The 16817-nt window shown below is 66.6% G+C and carries 18 protein-coding genes; 11 read left to right on the top strand and 7 right to left on the bottom strand.

All coding sequences use genetic code 11. The features are described from left to right. The first annotated feature begins 62 nt into the window (after positions 1 to 62). From NNX35_RS05330 to NNX35_RS05305, 6 genes are all read left to right on the top strand, one after another. A complete protein-coding gene (locus NNX35_RS05330) occupies positions 63 to 1217 on the top strand; it encodes a glycosyltransferase family 9 protein (RefSeq protein ID WP_255867184.1) in 1155 nt (384 codons plus the stop codon). A gap of 150 nt (positions 1218 to 1367) precedes the next feature. Further along, positions 1368 to 2429, top strand: a complete 1062-nt coding sequence (locus tag NNX35_RS05325) for an ABC transporter substrate-binding protein (protein ID WP_255765472.1) — start codon at positions 1368 to 1370, stop codon at positions 2427 to 2429. Next, a complete protein-coding gene (locus NNX35_RS05320; RefSeq protein WP_255765471.1) occupies positions 2430 to 3281 on the top strand; it encodes an ABC transporter ATP-binding protein in 852 nt (283 codons plus the stop codon). It abuts the gene before it with no gap. Continuing rightward, entirely contained in the window at positions 3278 to 4099 is an 822-nt protein-coding gene (locus NNX35_RS05315; protein WP_255765470.1) for an ABC transporter permease, read from the top strand. Before NNX35_RS05320 ends, NNX35_RS05315 begins: the two co-directional genes overlap by 4 nt. Next, positions 4099 to 4881, top strand: coding sequence for an ABC transporter permease (locus tag NNX35_RS05310; RefSeq protein ID WP_255765469.1), 783 nt, complete (start codon positions 4099 to 4101; stop codon positions 4879 to 4881). Before NNX35_RS05315 ends, NNX35_RS05310 begins: the two co-directional genes overlap by 1 nt. A gap of 154 nt (positions 4882 to 5035) precedes the next feature. Continuing rightward, the gene (locus NNX35_RS05305) at positions 5036 to 5263 is read left to right on the top strand and encodes a hexameric tyrosine-coordinated heme protein (RefSeq protein WP_227920259.1); all 228 of its coding nucleotides are present in this window, start codon (positions 5036 to 5038) and stop codon (positions 5261 to 5263) included. Positions 5264 to 5289: 26 nt separating this feature from the next. Here the strand turns inward: NNX35_RS05305 and NNX35_RS05300 are convergent, their stop codons facing one another. From NNX35_RS05300 to NNX35_RS05285, 4 genes are read right to left on the bottom strand one after another with little or no spacing between them, the layout of a single operon-like run. Beyond that, the gene (locus NNX35_RS05300; protein ID WP_255867183.1) at positions 5290 to 5766 is read right to left on the bottom strand and encodes a MaoC family dehydratase; all 477 of its coding nucleotides are present in this window, start codon (positions 5764 to 5766) and stop codon (positions 5290 to 5292) included. 40 nt (positions 5767 to 5806) lie between these two features. Then, complete coding sequence (locus NNX35_RS05295) at positions 5807 to 7003, bottom strand: acyl-CoA dehydrogenase family protein (protein ID WP_255765467.1); 1197 nt, start codon at positions 7001 to 7003, stop codon at positions 5807 to 5809. After that, on the bottom strand, positions 7000 to 7929 hold the full coding sequence (locus NNX35_RS05290) for an amidohydrolase family protein (RefSeq protein ID WP_255765466.1): 930 nt from the start codon (positions 7927 to 7929) through the stop codon (positions 7000 to 7002). The genes NNX35_RS05295 and NNX35_RS05290 overlap by 4 nt, the downstream gene beginning before the upstream one ends. 14 nt (positions 7930 to 7943) lie before the next feature. Then, positions 7944 to 8894: an SDR family NAD(P)-dependent oxidoreductase gene (locus NNX35_RS05285; RefSeq protein WP_255867182.1), complete on the bottom strand. Its 951-nt coding sequence runs from the start codon at positions 8892 to 8894 to the stop codon at positions 7944 to 7946. Between the two features lie 176 nt (positions 8895 to 9070). On the opposite strand from NNX35_RS05285, the gene NNX35_RS05280 reads away from it, so the two are divergent. Next, a complete protein-coding gene (locus NNX35_RS05280; protein ID WP_255765464.1) occupies positions 9071 to 9523 on the top strand; it encodes a MarR family winged helix-turn-helix transcriptional regulator in 453 nt (150 codons plus the stop codon). A gap of 122 nt (positions 9524 to 9645) precedes the next feature. Here NNX35_RS05280 and NNX35_RS05275 read toward each other — a convergent pair whose 3' ends face one another. Together NNX35_RS05275 and NNX35_RS05270 are read right to left on the bottom strand one after the other, a co-directional pair. Continuing rightward, positions 9646 to 10983 carry an MFS transporter gene (locus NNX35_RS05275; protein ID WP_255765463.1) on the bottom strand — a complete coding sequence of 446 codons (1338 nt, stop codon included), beginning with the start codon at positions 10981 to 10983 and terminating at the stop codon, positions 9646 to 9648. A 53-nt stretch (positions 10984 to 11036) separates the two neighbouring features. Continuing rightward, a complete protein-coding gene (locus NNX35_RS05270; protein WP_255867181.1) occupies positions 11037 to 12542 on the bottom strand; it encodes a long-chain fatty acid--CoA ligase in 1506 nt (501 codons plus the stop codon). Between the two features lie 304 nt (positions 12543 to 12846). On the opposite strand from NNX35_RS05270, the gene NNX35_RS05265 reads away from it, so the two are divergent. The 3 genes from NNX35_RS05265 to NNX35_RS05255 all read left to right on the top strand — a co-directional run bounded on the left by NNX35_RS05265 (position 12847) and on the right by NNX35_RS05255 (position 14480). Beyond that, on the top strand, positions 12847 to 13347 hold the full coding sequence (locus NNX35_RS05265; RefSeq protein ID WP_255867180.1) for a hypothetical protein: 501 nt from the start codon (positions 12847 to 12849) through the stop codon (positions 13345 to 13347). Between the two features lie 234 nt (positions 13348 to 13581). Continuing rightward, entirely contained in the window at positions 13582 to 14064 is a 483-nt protein-coding gene (locus NNX35_RS05260) for a helix-turn-helix transcriptional regulator (RefSeq protein ID WP_255765460.1), read from the top strand. A gap of 5 nt (positions 14065 to 14069) precedes the next feature. Then, a complete protein-coding gene (locus NNX35_RS05255; RefSeq protein ID WP_255765459.1) occupies positions 14070 to 14480 on the top strand; it encodes a VOC family protein in 411 nt (136 codons plus the stop codon). 10 nt (positions 14481 to 14490) lie between these two features. On the opposite strand, the gene NNX35_RS05250 is transcribed toward NNX35_RS05255, so the two are convergent. Continuing rightward, positions 14491 to 15696 carry an ROK family protein gene (locus tag NNX35_RS05250; protein ID WP_255867179.1) on the bottom strand — a complete coding sequence of 402 codons (1206 nt, stop codon included), beginning with the start codon at positions 15694 to 15696 and terminating at the stop codon, positions 14491 to 14493. A 96-nt stretch (positions 15697 to 15792) separates the two neighbouring features. Here NNX35_RS05250 and gap point away from each other — a divergent pair, with 96 nt between their 5' ends. Then, positions 15793 to 16800 (top strand): type I glyceraldehyde-3-phosphate dehydrogenase, encoded by a 1008-nt coding sequence (gene gap, locus NNX35_RS05245; RefSeq protein ID WP_255765457.1) that lies wholly within the window; start codon positions 15793 to 15795, stop codon positions 16798 to 16800. Positions 16801 to 16817 lie beyond the last annotated feature (17 nt).

The raw sequence follows: 16817 nt of genomic DNA, 5'->3' as shown, positions 1-16817 counted from the left end.
TATGGTGAGTGCCCACAGGGCAGACCGGCGCGGCACGCGCGTCCTCGGCGAAAGGAAGCCCAATGAAGCAGCAGACCACGGAACAGCGCGGGCCGCTGCACACCCCTGGCGACCGGGCGGGGCTCGTCCGCGGTGTCGGCCCCCTGGCCGCACCCTTTCCGGCGGTGAAGAAAATCGCCGTGCTGCGCGGCGGAGGGCTGGGGGACCTGATGTTCGCCCTGCCTGCGGTCGAAGCGCTCGCCGCCGCCTATCCGTCCGCGTCCATCACGTTGCTTGGTACTGCACTGCACGCCGCCCTGCTGGCGGACCGGCCCGGGCCGGTGCAGCGGGTTGAGGTCCTGCCCGCCGCCCCCGGCATTGCCTCCGGACCGGAGAACCCGGCGGCCGTTGAGGCATTCCTGGCCCGGATGCAGCGGGAGCGGTTTGATCTGGCCGTACAGGTGCACGGGGGCGGCCGGAACTCGAATCCCTTCCTGCTCCGCTTGGGGGCACGGCACACAGTGGGGACCCGCGCCCCCGATGCTGCTGCCCTGGAGCGGAGCATTCCCTACATCTACTACCAGCACGAGGTCTTCCGGGCCCTGGAAGTGGCCGGGCTCGCCGGAGCCGCCCCCGTCAGCCTGGACGCGCAGCTGCCCGTCCTGCCCGAAGAAGCAGCAGCGGCGCGGGCCCTGGTATTGCCGGGCCGGAACCTGGTGACCCTGCACCCCGGGGCCACGGACCCGCGGCGGCGGTGGCCGGCGTCGTGCTTCGCGGAGGTGGCGGTGCGTGCCGTCGCCCGGGGCTGCCAGGTTGTGGTGGTGGGCGACGACGCCGACCGGGGCCTCGCGCAGGAGGTTGTGGACCTTGCGCTCGCCGAGGCCGGACCCGATGCGCCCGTCCGCTCACTCGCCGGCGAACTGGGCATCGGCACACTCGGAGCCCTGCTGCAGGCCAGTGCGGTGATGGTGGGCAATGACAGCGGGCCCCGGCATCTGGCGCAGGCGGTTGGCGCGGCCACGGTGGGGATCTACTGGTTCGGCAACGTCGTCAACGCCGGGGCGATGGGCCGCACCCGGCACCGGGTGCACATGTCCTGGGTGTCGGAGTGCCCCGTCTGCAAGGCGGACGTCACGCAGGTCGGCTGGACGGCGGAGCGGTGCGAACATGACGATTCGTTTGTGGCGGAAGTGCGGACCGCAGATGTGTGGGCCGACGTCGACGAGCTGCTGGGGTAGCGCCGGGATCCCCTTGATGCCAGCGGAGGAGAGGGAGTTTACGGCACCGTAACGGACCGATACCGCACCGTAACAGGGGGTGTCCGCCGCAGAAACAAAGCGTTCGTAGGCTCGGGATTCATCACCCCGCACCTACTGAAAGCGGTACCCATGAACGTCCTGCCCCGGTTGCGCACACGCGCCGCGAATACACGAATCCTGCTCGGCACACTCGCCGCGTCCAGCCTTCTGATGGTCACCGCCTGCGGCGGGTCTGCCGACGCCGGGGACGCGGAGTACGACACCCTGGACGTGAACCTGTCCTGGATCAAGAACGCCGAATTCGCCGGTGAGTACTTCGCCGAGGAGAAGGGCTATTACGCGGATGCAGGCTTCTCCGAGGTGAACCTCATAGCAGGCGGTCCCGGCGGCACCTCGACGGAAACCATGGTCCTCTCCGGCGGCGCCCTGGTGGGAACCTCCAGCCCCATGGGGGTGGCCCCGGTCATCGCGGAGCAGGACGCACCGCTGAAAATCATCGGCACCACCTATCAGAAGAACCCGTTCGTCATCATCTCCCTGGGTTCCCTGCCCATCACCACGCCGGAGGACCTCGTTGGCAAACGGATCGGAGTGCAGGCCGGCGTCAACGAAACACTCTTTGACGCCCTGCTCGAGGTCAACGGGATCGATCCCGGTTCCGTGGAAAAGGTCCCGGTGCAATATGACCCGCAGCCGCTGGTCAACGGGGATGTGGACGGATTCTTCGGCTACCTCACCAATGAAGTGCTGACACTGGAGCAGGCCGGGCATCAAACCGCCGTACTGCCCTTCGCCGACAACGGCCTCCCGTTCATCGCAGAGAGCTTCGTGACGACTGACGAAGCCATTGAAACCCGCCGGGAGGAACTCAAGGCATTCCTGAAGGCGACCGCGCAGGGATGGAAGGACGCCGTCGCCGACCCCGAGGAGTCCGCACGGCTGGCCGTCGAGGTCTACGGCACGGACCTGAACCTGGACACGGCCAAGGAGACCCGGCAGGCCGAGGAACAGAACACCAAGCTTGTTGTATCCGCGGATACCGAAGCCAACGGATTGTTCACCATCTCGGACTCGCTGATCGCGGAGAACCTGGAAATCCTGAAACTGGCCGGATATGACCTCACCGCCGAGCAGGTGTTCGACATGAGCCTCCTGGCCGAGGTGTACGAGGAAAACCCGGAGCTGAAGTAGATGCAGTCCGAACACGCCTTGGCACCGGCTTCCCCGGGCATCACAGCACCCGGGGAAGCCGCCCGGCCGGGCAGCGGCACGGGAATCCGGCTGACGAATCTCGGTAAGACGTTCGGATCGGGGCGGAAAGAGGTGACAGCCCTGGCGGAGACCAACCTCGTCACCGACCGCGGATCCTTCATCTCCCTGCTGGGTCCTTCCGGCTGCGGAAAATCCACCGTGCTGCGGATCCTGGCCGGGTTGGAAACACCGACCACCGGGGAAGTCCTTGTAGACGGAAAGTCGCCCCAGGATCTCCGGCGCGGCCATGAACTGGGCATCGCCTTCCAGGACTCGGCGCTGCTGCCGTGGCGGAGCGTGTACACGAATATCCGGTTGCCGCTGGAGGTCGCCGGGCGTGCAGCGGATGACGCTTATATCCGCGAGCTGATCAATCTGGTGGGCCTGGAGGGATTCGAAAAGGCCCGGCCCGCGCAGCTCTCCGGCGGCATGCGGCAACGCGTTTCGATTGCGCGGGCGCTGGTTCTGAAACCGTCGGTACTGCTGCTGGATGAGCCCTTCGGAGCCCTGGACGATATGACCCGCCAGCGCCTGAACCTTGAACTGCTGCGGATCTGGACCGAGAAACCCGCCACGACGCTGATGGTCACCCACGGAATTTCCGAGGCCATCTTCCTCTCGGACACGGTGGCGGTGATGAGCCCGCGTCCCGGCCGCGTGAAGGAGGTCATCACCGTGGACCTCCCGCGGCCGCGCACCCCGCAAATGATGCGGACCCCCGAATTCCACGCCCTGCACGACCACGCCTCCGAGCTGCTTTTCGGCGGGCCGTCCTCCGCGGAGGCATCATGACCCGCGTGCCGCCGTGGGCCGTGGGGGTCACCGGCGCGGCTGCCGTACTGGCCCTCTGGTGGGTAGGTGCGGCCACCTTCCTCAGTGGCATCGGCGCCGCAGGCGACGGCGGCCCCGGAGCCATCCCGACCCCGTGGGAGGTGCTCGCCCAGGTGGGGGCCGACGGATGGGGTTTCTACTGGCGCAATGCCGCCGTGACCCTGGCCGAAGCCGGCGCCGGTTATCTGTGGGGCAACGCCCTGGCCCTGCTGCTGGCGTTCCTGGTGCTGTTGGTCCCGCGGCTCGAGCAGCTCGCCACGCAGCTGGCCGTCGTCAGCTACTGCCTGCCGGTGGTCGCCGTCGGCCCCGTGATCTTTATTGTCCTGGGCCCGCCGCGGTCCGGAGAGTCCTCGGGAACGGCGGTGGCACTGGCTGCACTGTCGGTGTTTTTCACCACGATGGTCAGCGCCCTGGCCGGGTTGAAAGCGGCGGACCGTGCCTGCCTGGACATCGTCACGGTGTTCGGCGGCCGCCGGATCCATCAGTTGCTCAAGGTCCGCATCATTGCTGCCCTGCCGTCGGTCCTGGCTGCGTTGAAAATTGCCGCACCGGCCGCGTTGCTTGGTGCCATCCTCGGTGAGTACGTGGGCGGAGTGGACCGTGGACTGGGGCCCGCGATGGTCAACGCGCAGCAGACCCTGGAAGTGGCACGGGTATGGGGTGTGGCGGGTGCCTGTGCCGCCCTGGCCGGTTCCGCCTACGCGGTGCTGGGGCTCCTGTCCCGATTTGCTGTTCCGTGGGCCTCCGGCGCGCCGGGTGTCCGGGTGGGCGGCCTGTGATGGGCGCGCTGGTCCGGTCCGTCGGCCGGATGCTGCTGGGCCTGGCGGTGTCACTGGCCGTGGTTGGTGCGCTCTGGATCGGGCTGCTGAAGGTTTTCGACGTGTCCGCCTACATCGGCAAGGGACCGTGGGAGGTCTGGACATTCCTGGTCCTGGACCCGGAGGCCGCAGAGAACCGCGCGCTGGTCGGCGGGCAGCTGGGACAGACACTGCTCGACGCCGGCATGGGGTTCGCCGCCGGAATGCTGGCCGCGCTCGCCGCGGCCTGTGTCTTCACCCTGTTCCGCGGGGTGGAGCACGCTCTGATGCCGCTGGCCATGCTCCTGCGCTCGGTGCCGCTGGTGGCACTCGCCCCGATGATCATCCTGGTCTTCGGCCGGCAGGAAGCTGCGGTGGCCGCGATGGGCGGCATTGTGGTGCTGTTCCCCGCGCTCGTCACCATCGTGTTCGGCCTGCGCTCCGCCTCACCGGCCATGCTCGAAGTGGTGCAGGTGTACGGGGGCAGCCGGTTCGATGCCTTCCGGAAGGTGGCGGTGCCGACAGCAGTGCCCGCCCTGTTCACCGCGCTGCGGGTCTCCATTCCCGGGGCACTGACCGGGGCGTTGCTCGCGGAGTGGCTCGCCACGGGGCAGGGAATCGGCTACGGGATAGTCTCCGCGGTGTCCCGGGCGCGGTATGACCAGGTGTGGGCCGCCGTCGTCGCCGTGACCTTGGCCTCGATCCTGCTGTACGCGGTGGTTGCCGCAGTGGAGGCGGCCCTGAAGCAGCGCGCAGGGACGTAGCCTGCCACCCGCCGTCCCGGCTCCGGGGGAGGGCAAAGCCGAGGAAACGGTTGAGTGCCGGGCGGCGCGGCGCAAGACTGTTGGCGTCGGGTGTATCCGCCCGCGTGCGCCGAGCCGGCAGGCCGGCGGACTTTGAAAAGACAGGACGGACACCATGGAGCTTGTTCCGAACAATTCCCTCAAGTGCGCCACCCCGGAGGAAGGCCGGCAGCTGGCCATTCAACTGGCGCTGCAGACCGCCTTTGCCATCCAGCCGGACGGGCAGGCGGAGCACATCATCCGGGATGCCTATGCCAACAACCCGGACGGCATCATTGCGGCCTCACACGTGGTTGCCACAGAGTTCGCGACCGTTGCGGCCGCGAACAACTACTGGCGCTAGTCCTCCGGCCCGCCTGCCCCGACCGCCTAGGCGTACAGCCGGCTGAGGAACCGCGCAATGACTGCCGGGCGCTCCTGGCCCTCGATTTCGATGGTGAGGTCCGCGACCACGTGCAGGCCGTTGCCCTTGACCTCCTGGACCTCGGCGATCGCGGCGGTCATCCGGATCCGGGAACCGACCTTCACCGGCGAGGTGAAGCGGACCTTGTCCAGGCCGTAGTTGACCTTTGTCTTGACGCCCGTCACGTCGAACAGCTCGCCCCACATCGGGATCAGCAGTGACAGCGTCAGGAAGCCGTGGGCTATCGGGGCGCCGAAGGGGCCGTCCTTGGCCCGCTCCGGATCCACGTGGATCCACTGGTGGTCGTCGGTGGCATCGGCAAACAGGTCCACCTGCCCCTGGGTAATCTCGCGGTACGCCGAGGTGCCGAGGTTCTTGCCGATGAGGTCCTTGACCTCTTCGAACGCTACGACGGTCTGGGCGGAGACGGGTGCTTCAGTCATGGAAAACTCCTAGGTTGCTGGACGGATACGGCGGAGCGTGTCAGGCGAAGGCGCTCTTGCCGGTGACTGCGCGGCCTACGACCAGCGCATTGATTTCGTGGGTTCCTTCGTAGGAATAGACGGCCTCGGCGTCGGCGTGGAAACGGGCGACGTCGGTGGCCAGGGTGATCCCGTTGCCGCCGACCACTTCGCGGGCCAGGGCAACGGTTTCACGCATGTGCAGGCTGATCCACATCTTCGCCAGGGCGGAATCCTCATCCCGGAAAATCCCTTCCTGCTGGCGCTCCGCGAGGCCTGCCACCAGATTCAGGGACGCGGTGACGTTGCCCAGCATGCGGGCAAGTTTTTCCTGGACCAGCTGGAAGCTGCCCAGCGACCGGCCGAACTGTTCGCGGCTGCGCACGTACCGCAGGGCAGCTTCGTATGCTCCGGCCTGGATGCCGGTGGCAATCCAGGCCACGTCGGACCGCATGGCCCGCAGCATCGCCGCGACGTCCTTAAAGGAGTTCACATTGCCGAGCCGCCGGGATTCAGGAACACGGACGCCGTCGAGGTAAATATCGGCATTTTGCATCATCCGCAGAGACGTTTTGCCGCGGATCTTTTCGAGCCGCACCCCGGCTGCTTCGCGGTCCACGAGGAACCCCTTGACCTGTCCGTCGGCGCTGTCCCGGGCGAAGACGGCCAGGTAATCGGCGGTGAACGCCCCGCCGATCCACCGCTTGGCGCCGTCCAGGATCCACTCTTCGCCGTCGCGGCGTGCCGACGTCGCCAACCCGCCGGCAATGTCCGAACCGTGCTCGGGCTCGGTCAGGCAGAACACGCCGGTCATCTCAAAGGAGGTGATCAACGGATCCCACTGGGCGAACTGCTCCGGCGTTCCGCCTACCCGGCACGCGGTGCGGAACAGCCCGGCCTGCGCGGTGTAGTAGGTGGCAAGCGAGGCGTCGGTGCGGGCCAGTTCGAAGATCCGGAAGCCGTGGTAGAGCGCGCGGGGTTCGGCGCCGTCCGCGGTGAGTTCCTCCGGCACCATCAGGTTCAGCTCCCGCAGCGGGCCGTCCAATTGGTACGGGAACTCCCCGGCCTCCCAGTATTCCGCCAGCAGCGGCCGGGCTGAGTCCTCGAGTACCCGGCGCAGGCGCCGCAGCGGAGCCTTCTCCGCCTCGGTCAGCCGCCCCTCGACGTTGAACGGATCGCAGTCCGGGTACAGGCGCGGCTCGGTCAGCAGCCCGGTCATGCGCTTTCCCCTGCGCTGGCGGCGCCGGCGGCAGCACCGGCAGCGGTATCCAGCCCGAGCAGGCGCACCGCGTTGTCCTTCAGGATCTTCGGGCGTACCTCATCCTTGAAACTCTGCTGCTCAAAGGCACCCAGCCACTTCTGCGGGGAGATCAGCGGATAGTCGGTGCCGAACAGGACCTTGTCGGCCAGCATCGAGTTGGAAGCCCGGACCAGGGACTCCGGGAAGTACTTCGGCGACCAGCCGGACAGATCGATCCAGACGTTGGCCTTGTGGGTGGCAATGGAGTTGGCCTCGTCCTGCCACGGCACGGAGGGGTGGGCCATGATGACCTGCAGCTCCGGGAAATCCGCGGCGACGGCGTCGAGCAGCATCGGGTTCGAATACGCAAGCTTGATGCCGTAGCCCCCGGGCAGCCCGGCACCCATGCCGTTCTGCCCGGTGTGGAACAGGGCCGGGACGCCTAGGGCGGAGATGGCCTCGTAGATCGGATAGAACTGCTGGTCCGAAGGATCGAAGCCCTGCAGCGAAGGGTGGAACTTGAAGCCCTTGACCCCGTAGTCCTCCACCAGCATCCGCGCCCGGTCCACGGCGCGGCTGCCCTGCAGCGGATCCACTGAACCGAAGGGGATCAGTACGTCGTTGTTGCGCGCCGCGCCCTCGGCAATCTCCTCGATGGAGTTCGGTTCATGGCCCAGCGCGGTGGTGGCGTCCACGGTGAAAACGACGGCGGCCATCCGCCATTCGCGGTACCGCTCGGCGATGGTGTCCAGGGAGGGGCTGCGGTCCTCGGACTTGAAGTACTTGGCCGACGCCTCGGTGAGGGCTGCCGGCAGCGACGCGTGGCCGTGGTCGGAGCACTCGATGTGCACGTGCATGTCGATGGCGTCCAGGGACGCGAGGTCCAAGCCGTATTCGTAGCGCATTTCCGTCTCCGTCCCTACTGCGCCTGCGGTTCGGGCTGCAGTTCCTCAGGCAGCGGAGGCATCTTTTCGCCGACCGGCTGCAGGTTCCCCTCCAGGAGCACCGGGAACTGCTCGCGCAGGGCCTCAAACGTCCAACCGCCCTCACGGTATTCGGTGACCACGGGTACGGGGTGGGAGAAGATCTGCAGCCGGTCGCCGCCGGCACCGATGACCTGCCCGGTGATTCCCGCCGCGTCGTCGGAGGCCAGGTACGCAACCAGCCCGGCGACGTCGGCGGAGGTGCCGAAACCCAGGTCCTTGCGGAAGAAGTCCGGCATCGGTTCGCCGCGGCGGTCCGCCTCGACGGCGGCGCGGAAGTAGGGGACAGTTTCGGTCATGGCGGTGGCGGCCACGGGAATGACGGCGTTGGCGGTGACGCCGGCCTTGCGCATTTCCAGCGCCCAGGTGCGGACCATGCCGACAATGCCGGCCTTGGCGGCGGCGTAGTTGGTCTGCCCGAAGTTGCCGTACTGGCCGGTGGGGGAGCCGATGGTGATGATCCGGCCGGCCACGTTGTTTTCCTTGAAATACCGGTAGGCCTCGCGGGCGCAGGTGAACGTGCCGCGCAGATGCACCTGGATCACGAGGTCAAAATCCTCGTCAGTCATCTTCAGCAGCGACTTGTCCCGCAGCACACCCGCGTTGGTGACCAGGATGTCCAGGCGACCGAAGGCGGACACGGCGCCTTCCACCAGGGCGGTGGCGGCCTCAGTAGTGCCTACCGGGGCGACGACGGCGACGGCCCGGCCTCCGGCGGAAGTAATCATTTCGACGGCGCGGTCTGCCGTTTCCTGGACCACGTCATTGATAACGACGGCGGCGCCCTGGCGGGCGAGTTCGGCGGCGTAGGCCAGCCCGAGGCCCTGGCCGGAGCCGGTGACAACGGCGACCTTTCCGGCGAGTGCACCAGTGGATTCAGTGGTCATGCGAAGCTCCTTTGCTCAGGCCGGCCGCATGTGACTGCGGCCACGTTGCGGCGGTGTTCCCATTCCACGGCATATCATTGAAAAAGTCAACAGTTAATATCCTCACTTATTGGGAGAAGCGACTATCTCCTAGGATGGGGTTCTGACCGTGCCCCTGCCGAAGGATCAAACACTCCATGAGCACCTTCCCTGACGGCGTTGCCGCCCGCTTCGCCGCTACCGATCTCGGTGCCGAACCCGTCTTCCTGATGGCCCGCGCCGCGTCCATGGGCTCGGCCGAGGCCAACCGCCGGCTGGCCGACCTCGGCCTGAAGGTGCGCCACTACTCCGTGCTGTCCCTGGCCTGCAGCGGAGCGGCGCCAACACAGCGGGAGCTGAGCCAGTTCCTGGTGCTGGATCCCAGCCAGATCGTGGCCATCATCGACGAGCTGGAGAGCCGCGGCGCCGTCGAACGCCAGACCGACCCCCGGGACCGCCGCTCAAAGGTCATTGCGCCCACCAAGGACGGGGACGAGCTGTATGCACGGGCCAGGGAGGCAGTGGTCGGAGCCACAGCGGCCTCCATGGCGCAGCTCTCCGCCGCCGAACAGGACGAACTCCGCCGGCTGCTGCAGCAGGTTGCTTTCTAGCTGCCGCGGGCTGGGCCGGGGAGTGTCATCCCGCTTCCGGGACAGACCCCTGAAGCGGGGGGTGGACGCCGTAGTGCCGCGTCCTCTAGCAGCGGAGGACGCGGCACTGTTTTGAGGCGGGGTCAGTGCTCGTGCGTCTCCAGGTCATAGTCCTTGGATTCGCGGGTCAGCAGGATGAAGATGGCACTGATCAGTGCCATTCCGGCCAGGTACCAGACCACGGGCCCGGTGTCCCGGCCGCTGGAGGCATAGATCGAGGACAGGATGCCGGGTGTGAAGCCGGCACCGAGCAGGGTGGCGAACTGGTAGCCCAGGGACGCACCGGTGTACCGGGCGGTGGTGCCAAACTGTTCGGAGATGAACGCGGCCAGCGGTCCGTAAATGGCGGCATGGAAGAGCAAGCCGAGCATAAAGACGGCGAAGATCAGCCAGACGTTGCCCGTCGACAGCCAGGAGAACATCGGGAAGATCATGGCGATGAACAGCACCAGGCCGGCGACCATGACCGGACGGCGGCCCAGCCGGTCGGAGAGCCGGCCCATACCCACCACAAACGCGACGCTGAGGATGGAAGCGGCAGCGAAGACGTAGAGGACCGACTGGCGCTCGGCTCCGTGTTCGACGGCGTAGCTCACGGCGAAGGTGGCCAGGAATACCTGCAGGGCAAAGCCCGAGGCTCCGCCGAGCATGGTGAAGATCAACGCACGTGGCCGGCGCAGCACCTGCAGGATCGGCAGCTTGGGCTTGGCGTAGCCCTGATCGGCTGCTTCCTTCTCCACGGCTGCCTTGAAAATGGGGCTTTCGGAAACGCGGGAACGTACAAAGAGTCCCACCACAAGGAGCAGCGCCGAGAGCAGGAACGGAACCCGCCAGCCCCAGGACAGGAACTGGTCCTCCGGCATGGAGGCGAAGAGGCCCAGGATGAACGTGCCGAGGGCCGCACCGGTGGGGGCTCCGGCATTGGTGAAGGAGGCGGCGAATCCGCGTTTCCCCTTCGCTGAGTGCTCCAGTGCCATGAGGGCGGCTCCGCCCCATTCGCCGCCTACGGCAATGCCCTGGCAGACGCGCAGCAGGATCAGGATCACGGCGCCCCAGGAACCAATGGTGTTGGCGCTGGGGATCAGGCCGATCAGGGTGGAGGCGATGCCCATGATGAGCATCGACAGAATAAGCATCTTCTTGCGGCCCAGCCGGTCACCGAAGTGCCCGAACACGGCACCGCCCAGCGGCCGGGCAAGATAGCCGGCGGCGAAGGTGCCGTAGGAGGCGATGGTGCCGGCCAGCGGATCCAGGTTGGTGAAGAAGACATGCGGGAACACCAGTGCCGAGGCGGAGGCGTAAAGCAGGAAGTCGTAGAACTCGATGGTCGAGCCGAGGTAGCTGGAGAGAATGACCCGGCGGGCCTCGTTCTTTCCGGTGCGCAGCGCCGGGGCGGCCGGAGCGTCAGGAGCGGATGACATGGTTTCCTTCGAGGGGGAGTGATGGATAGCGGGGTTGCGGGCCGGTGCCCTGCTCAGGCACCGGCACGCAGGACGTGCTTTTGGATCTTGCCGGTCGCGGTGCGGGGAAGCTCGGTAACGACGTTGATCCGGCGCGGCAGCTTGTAGGTGGCCAGCCGCTGGCTCAGCTGGGCGCGGAGGTCCTCGCTGGTGCGGGAGTCGCCGTCGGCCAGGACAATGAAGGCCAATCCGGTTTCGCCCCACTTCGAGTCGGGGATGCCGATGACCGCTGCATCCCGGACGCCGGGGATGTTCAGCAGCGCGTTTTCCACCTCGGCGGGATAAACGTTCTCGCCGCCGGAAATGTACATGTCCTTGATCCGGTCCTTGATGTACATGTATCCGTCTTCGTCCACGACGGCGATGTCACCGGAGTGATACCAACCGTCAGCAAGTGCCTTGGCGGTTTCTTCCGGCTTGTTCCAGTAACCGGACATCACGTTGGGGCCCCGGACGATCACTTCTCCGGGCGCACCCGGCGGCACGGGCTTGCCGTCGAAATCCACCACCTGATGCTCCGTGAAGAAATGCGAACGGCCCGCTGAGCCGGCTTTCGTAACGCCGTCACGTGCCTCGAGCATGCACACCCCGGGAGCGGTCTCCGTCATGCCGAAGCCCTGCATGATGGCCGCCCCCTTGCCCGCCCAGGTGCGGATCATCCGTTCGGGAACCGGTGATCCTCCCACCATGAATCCACGGACCGAGGACAAATCCGCATCGGCAAACCCGGGGTGCTCGCTGAGTGCATCGAGCATGGCCGGAACCATGAAGGAGGAGGTGACTCGGGAAGCGGCGATTTCGCGCAGTACGGCGTCCGGCTTGAAGGAGCGGTGGATGATGATCCGGCCGCCCAGGGTGAAGGCGGGCAGGGTCATCATGTTCAACCCGGCAATATGGAACAGCGGCGCCACGGCCAGGTGCACCTCGTCCTGCCGCAGATCGACGCCGATCAGCGCGTTCACGTACTGGTAGAACAGATTCTGGTGCGAAAGCATCGCGCCCTTCGGCCGGCCGGTGGTGCCGGAGGTGTACATAATCAGGGCGAGATCCTCCATCTCGACGCCGTCCGGCACCGGATCCTCGCTGCCGGCGGAGAGGAAGTCTTCGAACCCGGTTCCCGGCCCGCCGCCGTCCACGCTCAGCCACCGCTCGACGTCGAGCTCCGCGGCGAGCTGTTCATTGTTCTCCCGCTGCTCATCGGTGTAGACCACGGCCCTGGCGCCGCAGTCGCGCAGGATGTAGTCCACCTCGGCCTGCCGCAGGCGCGGATTGACCAGGACGCAGGCGGCGCCGATCAGGCCGGCGGCAAAGAAGGTTTCCAACAGGGCCGGATGGTTGAAGCCGACGTAGGCCACGCGGTCTCCGCGGCGGATCCCGGCGTTGAGCAGGGCATTGGCCAGCTGGCGTACGCGGCGGTCCACGTCCGCGTAGCTCCACTCGCGACCCTCGAACACGATCGCCGGATCATGCGGGCGTACCTTTGCCCGCCGTGCCGGCCAGGAACCAATTCCCAGATTCACCATGACTCCTTTGTCGTGAGCTAGTTCACATCAAAAACCATTGGAACAGCAATCTATTGATAAAGTCAATGATTGTTGAGGTGGACGACGGCGAAGGTGTTGGGCGCCCGGCGCGGTCGAAGATGACCGAGGCCTGACTGGAATGCTGGCGAGGGGCCGGATATCAACGGGCTGAATCCCGCCGCCGGCATCGCCCTGACGTGCGCGTGCCGCTGGCCCTCAGCTGCTTTTGAGAATTCTCAAAGCAACAAGTTCGAGGATGGTAACCGTCAGCAAACCACTTATTCGGAGGTGAAACAGCACCATGGGTATAGGCAGCGGAGCTCGGAAAGTCATCGTCTGGGGCGGCGGCGCCCTTGCCGGTGTGGGCCTGCTGGTTGCCAGTTTTTTGGCGGGTACCGCTGTAGCGGAGAACCCGGAGTTTGAGCAGGCCGGCTCCACCGCCCAGGAACAGGACGCCGGGGACAACGAGAGCCGGGACTTCTTCGACGAGCAGGACACCCAGGACAAGCAGGACGAGCAGGACGAGCACGACACCCGGGACGAGCAGGACGAGCAGGACACCCGGGACGAGCAGGGCGAGCAGGACACCCGGGACGAGGAACGCCGGGATGCCGACGGAGAGGCGGAACAGGGTCCGGACGGCCAAGGTCCCGAGCAGAAGGACCCGGACGCCGAGGAGGGTGAAGGCCGGTACGATGACGACGGCCGCCACCACGGCCGGCACCATGACGACGGCCACCACGACGGCGGACCGGATGAGGACCGGGAGAACCAAAGCGAGGACGGATCGGCCCCGGCGTAGTTTCCGCAGTCAAAGGGCCGGGTGCAGCGGCACCCGGCCCTTTCTGTGTCGAGCGACCGGTTCGCTCGTGTTCTTGAAGTTCATCGCGCGGATTTCGGTATCCTGCCGCGCCCTGAAGTGGAACCATGGCAAAAAGGGCCGGCGGACAAATCGATCAGGAATCAAGAAGCGCCTTCCGCCCGCCCGCCGGTAGCGTGAGGGAACACCGGACAGGACAGCAGCAGGGAAAGTGCGATGAGTGTCGTATCAGCAGCCGTGGACAAGGACGGAGGATCCGGCCGGGCATTGGAGAACTCCCGCCGGCTCGCCGACCTGGCCCGACTGCGTCGGGTGCGGGACCGGATCGACCGAGAGTATGCCAAGCCACTGGATGTCGAAGCGCTGGCACGCGGGGTATTTATGTCGGCCGGACACCTCAGCCGCCAGTTCCGCCTGGCCTACGGGGAATCGCCGTATTCGTATCTCATGACCCGGCGCATTGAACGGGCCATGACGCTGCTGCGCTGCAGCACCCGGAGCGTCACCGACGTGTGCTTCGCCGTGGGGTGCTCCTCGCCGGGTACCTTCAGCACACGCTTTACCGAGCTGGTGGGGGTCCCGCCGGGAACCTATCGGCGGCTGGCTGCAGAGCAGGAGCCGGACCTGCCGGGGTGCGTGAGGCGCACCGTGCAAAGACCGATCAGGAAAGGGCGGTTTTCGCCGTCCCAGAGAGGGTGAGCCCGATGGACATCTCCATCAATGCGGTATTTCTTCCCCAGACCGATCCCGATGCTTCGCTGGCGTTCTACCGCGACGTGCTGGGCTTCGAGGTCCGCAACGATGTCGGCTACGGCGACATGCGGTGGATCACGGTGGGGCCGCCGGACCAGCCGGGAACTTCCATTGTGCTGGAGCCGCCCGCAGCGGACCCCGGCATCACTGACGCCGAGCGCAGGACCATCGAGGAAATGATGGCCAAGGGCACCTATGCCGGGATGATGCTGGCAACTGCCGATCTGGACGCGGCATTCGAGCGCGCCGTCGCCGGCGGAGCGGAGGTGGTCCAGGAGCCCATGGAGCAGGACTGGGGAGCGAGGGACTGCGCGCTGCGGGACCCGGCGGGCAATCAGCTGCGGATCCAGGAACTGCGGTAGCCTCCCGGCCCTACTCCCGGCGCGGCTCGGGCACCAGGTCCAGGAGGTGGGTTTCCACGTAGTCCAGGGCCAGGCGCACCGCACCGGTGGGCACCAGCATGGTGCCCAGGTTCGAAACGGCGACCCGGGGCGGTTTCACCACGTACCCGTTCAGCTCACGCGTCATGGCGGGCAGCAGGGCAGTGGCCGACGCCGCCACCGCGCCGCCGATCACGATCAGCCGAGGATCGAAGAACGAGGACACCAGTGCCAGTACCCGGGCCATCCGGCGGGCAATCCGGTCCAGGATTTCTTCGGCCACCGGGTCTCCGGCCTCGGCCGCTTCGAATACCAGACGGGCCGAGGCGCGGTTGGTATCCGGTCCCACGAGTTCGCGGATGCGGCCGTTGTGCCCTTCCTTCAGTGCGGCACTGCCCCAAAGGCGGGCAAGCTTGGCAATGCCGTCCTCGTTGCCTACGCCTTCCACCAGGTCCAGCGCACCCATGGCGCCGGTGCCGCCGGTCGCACCGTGCAGCAGGCGGCCGGACTCGATGATGCCGCTGCCGAGGCGCTCGCCGGCCAGGATCACCGCCAGGTCGTTTTCGCCCGCGCCCACCCCGCGCCAGCGTTCGGCGAGGGCTGCCAGCTTGGCATCGTTTTCCACGAGCAGCGGCCAGCCGCGGGAATCGCTGAAGATGGCGCTCAGTCCGAGATCGAACATCGGCGCCACCTCCTGCCCCGGGGCGACGTCGCCGGCGCCGGTGACCTGCGCGGCGATGCCCATCCCCGCGCACAGCACGGCCGACGGGGAAATCCCTGCGTCCTGCAGGGCGGCATCGACGGCCTCGGTGACCACGCGCCGTCGTTGTTCCGGTTCGCCGCCGTGACGCGGGAACCGTGCCTCCGATTCGCCGACGACGGCGCCCGCGAGGTCGGCGACCAGCACCCGGACGGTGGCGATGCCGACGTCGAGCCCCAGGACATAGCCGGCACTTTCGTTGAATTCGAACCGGCGGGCGGGCCGGCCTTTTTGCCGGTCGATGCGCGGGGACTCCGTTTCCCGGGCCCAGCCCCGGGCAATCAGGTCATCACACACGGCAATGACGGTGGCGCGGGTCAGGCCGGTGGCGTTGATCAGGTCGGTGCCCGTGACGGAGGGGGCAGCACGGAGCACCTCCAGCACCGCGCGCAGGTTGGTGCGGCGCAGTAGCTGCGGAGTGTTTGCTGAGGCGTCCATGGAAGTGCCCTTTGACGTGTGGCGGTAATAACAGCATAATTATAGGAGACAATAAATTTAGTTCCTAAATTTAGTTTCAGCATCAAGGAGGCACCAGTGACGGTACGCGTCGGAATCAACGGTTTTGGTCGGATTGGCCGCAATTACCTGCGGGCAGCCCTGCAGCACGGCGAAGGGTTCGAGGTTGTCGCAGTCAACGACCTCGGCGACCCCGCGCAGCTGGCCCACCTGCTCAAGTACGACTCGGTAGCCGGACGCCTGGCCGAGAAGGTCACCGTCGAAGACGGAAACCTCGTGGTCGGCGGCCACACCATCAAGGTCTTCGCTGAGCGCGATCCCAGCAACCTGCCCTGGGCCGACCTCAACGTGGACATCGTCATCGAATCCACCGGCTTCTTCACCAACGCCGAGGATGCACGCAAGCACATCTCCGCCGGCGCCAAGAAGGTCCTGGTTTCCGCACCGGCCAAGGGTGACGCGTTCACCGTGGTCATGGGCGTGAACGACGGCGACTACGACGCCGAGAAGCACGACGTCATCTCGAACGCTTCCTGCACCACCAACTGCCTGGGCCCGCTGGCCAAGGTCCTGAACGACGCCTTCGGCATCGAAAAGGGCCTCATGACCACCGTGCACGCCTACACGGCAGACCAGAACCTGCAGGACGGCCCGCACAAGGACCTGCGCCGCGCCCGCGCCGCAGCCCTGAACATGGTTCCCACCTCCACCGGTGCCGCCAAGGCCATCGGCCTGGTCCTGCCGGAACTGAAGGGCAAGCTGGACGGTTTCGCCATCCGCGTTCCCGTCCCCACCGGTTCCGTCACCGACCTGACCGTCACGCTGGAAAAGGAAGCCACGGTCGAGGAGATCAACGCCGCCTACGCCAAGGCTGCACAGGATCCGCGCTGGGCCGGCATCCTCACCTACACCGAGGATGAGATCGTTTCCTCGGACATCGTGGGCGATCCGTCCTCCTGCATCTTCGACTCCGGCCTGACCCGCGTCATGGGCAACCAGGTCAAGATCGTCGGCTGGTACGACAACGAGTGGGGCTACTCCAACCGTCTGGTCGACCTGACCGGACTGGTTGCTTCCAAGCTCTAACAAGCAACAACGCACGA

It is taken from the genome of Arthrobacter sp. zg-Y844 (genome assembly GCF_024385465.1).
GTDB lineage: Bacteria > Actinomycetota > Actinomycetes > Actinomycetales > Micrococcaceae > Arthrobacter_B.
The sequence above is the reverse complement of the archived record's forward strand: the minus strand, read 5'-3'. Positions and strand labels throughout refer to the sequence as shown.

What these genes read in the sequence shown, in the direction of transcription:
- NNX35_RS05305 (WP_227920259.1), top strand. Translation starts at nt 5,036, where the DNA reads ATGGAGCTTGTTCCGAACAATTCCCTCAAGTGCGCCACCCCGGAGGAA.
- NNX35_RS05295 (WP_255765467.1), bottom strand. Translation starts at nt 7,003, where the DNA reads ATGACCGGGCTGCTGACCGAGCCGCGCCTGTACCCGGACTGCGATCCG.
- NNX35_RS05255 (WP_255765459.1), top strand. Translation starts at nt 14,070, where the DNA reads ATGGACATCTCCATCAATGCGGTATTTCTTCCCCAGACCGATCCCGAT.
- NNX35_RS05265 (WP_255867180.1), top strand. Translation starts at nt 12,847, where the DNA reads ATGGGTATAGGCAGCGGAGCTCGGAAAGTCATCGTCTGGGGCGGCGGC.
- NNX35_RS05315 (WP_255765470.1), top strand. Translation starts at nt 3,278, where the DNA reads ATGACCCGCGTGCCGCCGTGGGCCGTGGGGGTCACCGGCGCGGCTGCC.
- NNX35_RS05280 (WP_255765464.1), top strand. Translation starts at nt 9,071, where the DNA reads ATGAGCACCTTCCCTGACGGCGTTGCCGCCCGCTTCGCCGCTACCGAT.
- NNX35_RS05250 (WP_255867179.1), bottom strand. Translation starts at nt 15,696, where the DNA reads ATGGACGCCTCAGCAAACACTCCGCAGCTACTGCGCCGCACCAACCTG.
- NNX35_RS05325 (WP_255765472.1), top strand. Translation starts at nt 1,368, where the DNA reads ATGAACGTCCTGCCCCGGTTGCGCACACGCGCCGCGAATACACGAATC.
- NNX35_RS05320 (WP_255765471.1), top strand. Translation starts at nt 2,430, where the DNA reads ATGCAGTCCGAACACGCCTTGGCACCGGCTTCCCCGGGCATCACAGCA.
- NNX35_RS05300 (WP_255867183.1), bottom strand. Translation starts at nt 5,766, where the DNA reads ATGACTGAAGCACCCGTCTCCGCCCAGACCGTCGTAGCGTTCGAAGAG.
- NNX35_RS05330 (WP_255867184.1), top strand. Translation starts at nt 63, where the DNA reads ATGAAGCAGCAGACCACGGAACAGCGCGGGCCGCTGCACACCCCTGGC.
- NNX35_RS05275 (WP_255765463.1), bottom strand. Translation starts at nt 10,983, where the DNA reads ATGTCATCCGCTCCTGACGCTCCGGCCGCCCCGGCGCTGCGCACCGGA.
- NNX35_RS05290 (WP_255765466.1), bottom strand. Translation starts at nt 7,929, where the DNA reads ATGCGCTACGAATACGGCTTGGACCTCGCGTCCCTGGACGCCATCGAC.
- NNX35_RS05310 (WP_255765469.1), top strand. Translation starts at nt 4,099, where the DNA reads ATGGGCGCGCTGGTCCGGTCCGTCGGCCGGATGCTGCTGGGCCTGGCG.
- NNX35_RS05260 (WP_255765460.1), top strand. Translation starts at nt 13,582, where the DNA reads ATGAGTGTCGTATCAGCAGCCGTGGACAAGGACGGAGGATCCGGCCGG.
- NNX35_RS05285 (WP_255867182.1), bottom strand. Translation starts at nt 8,894, where the DNA reads ATGACCACTGAATCCACTGGTGCACTCGCCGGAAAGGTCGCCGTTGTC.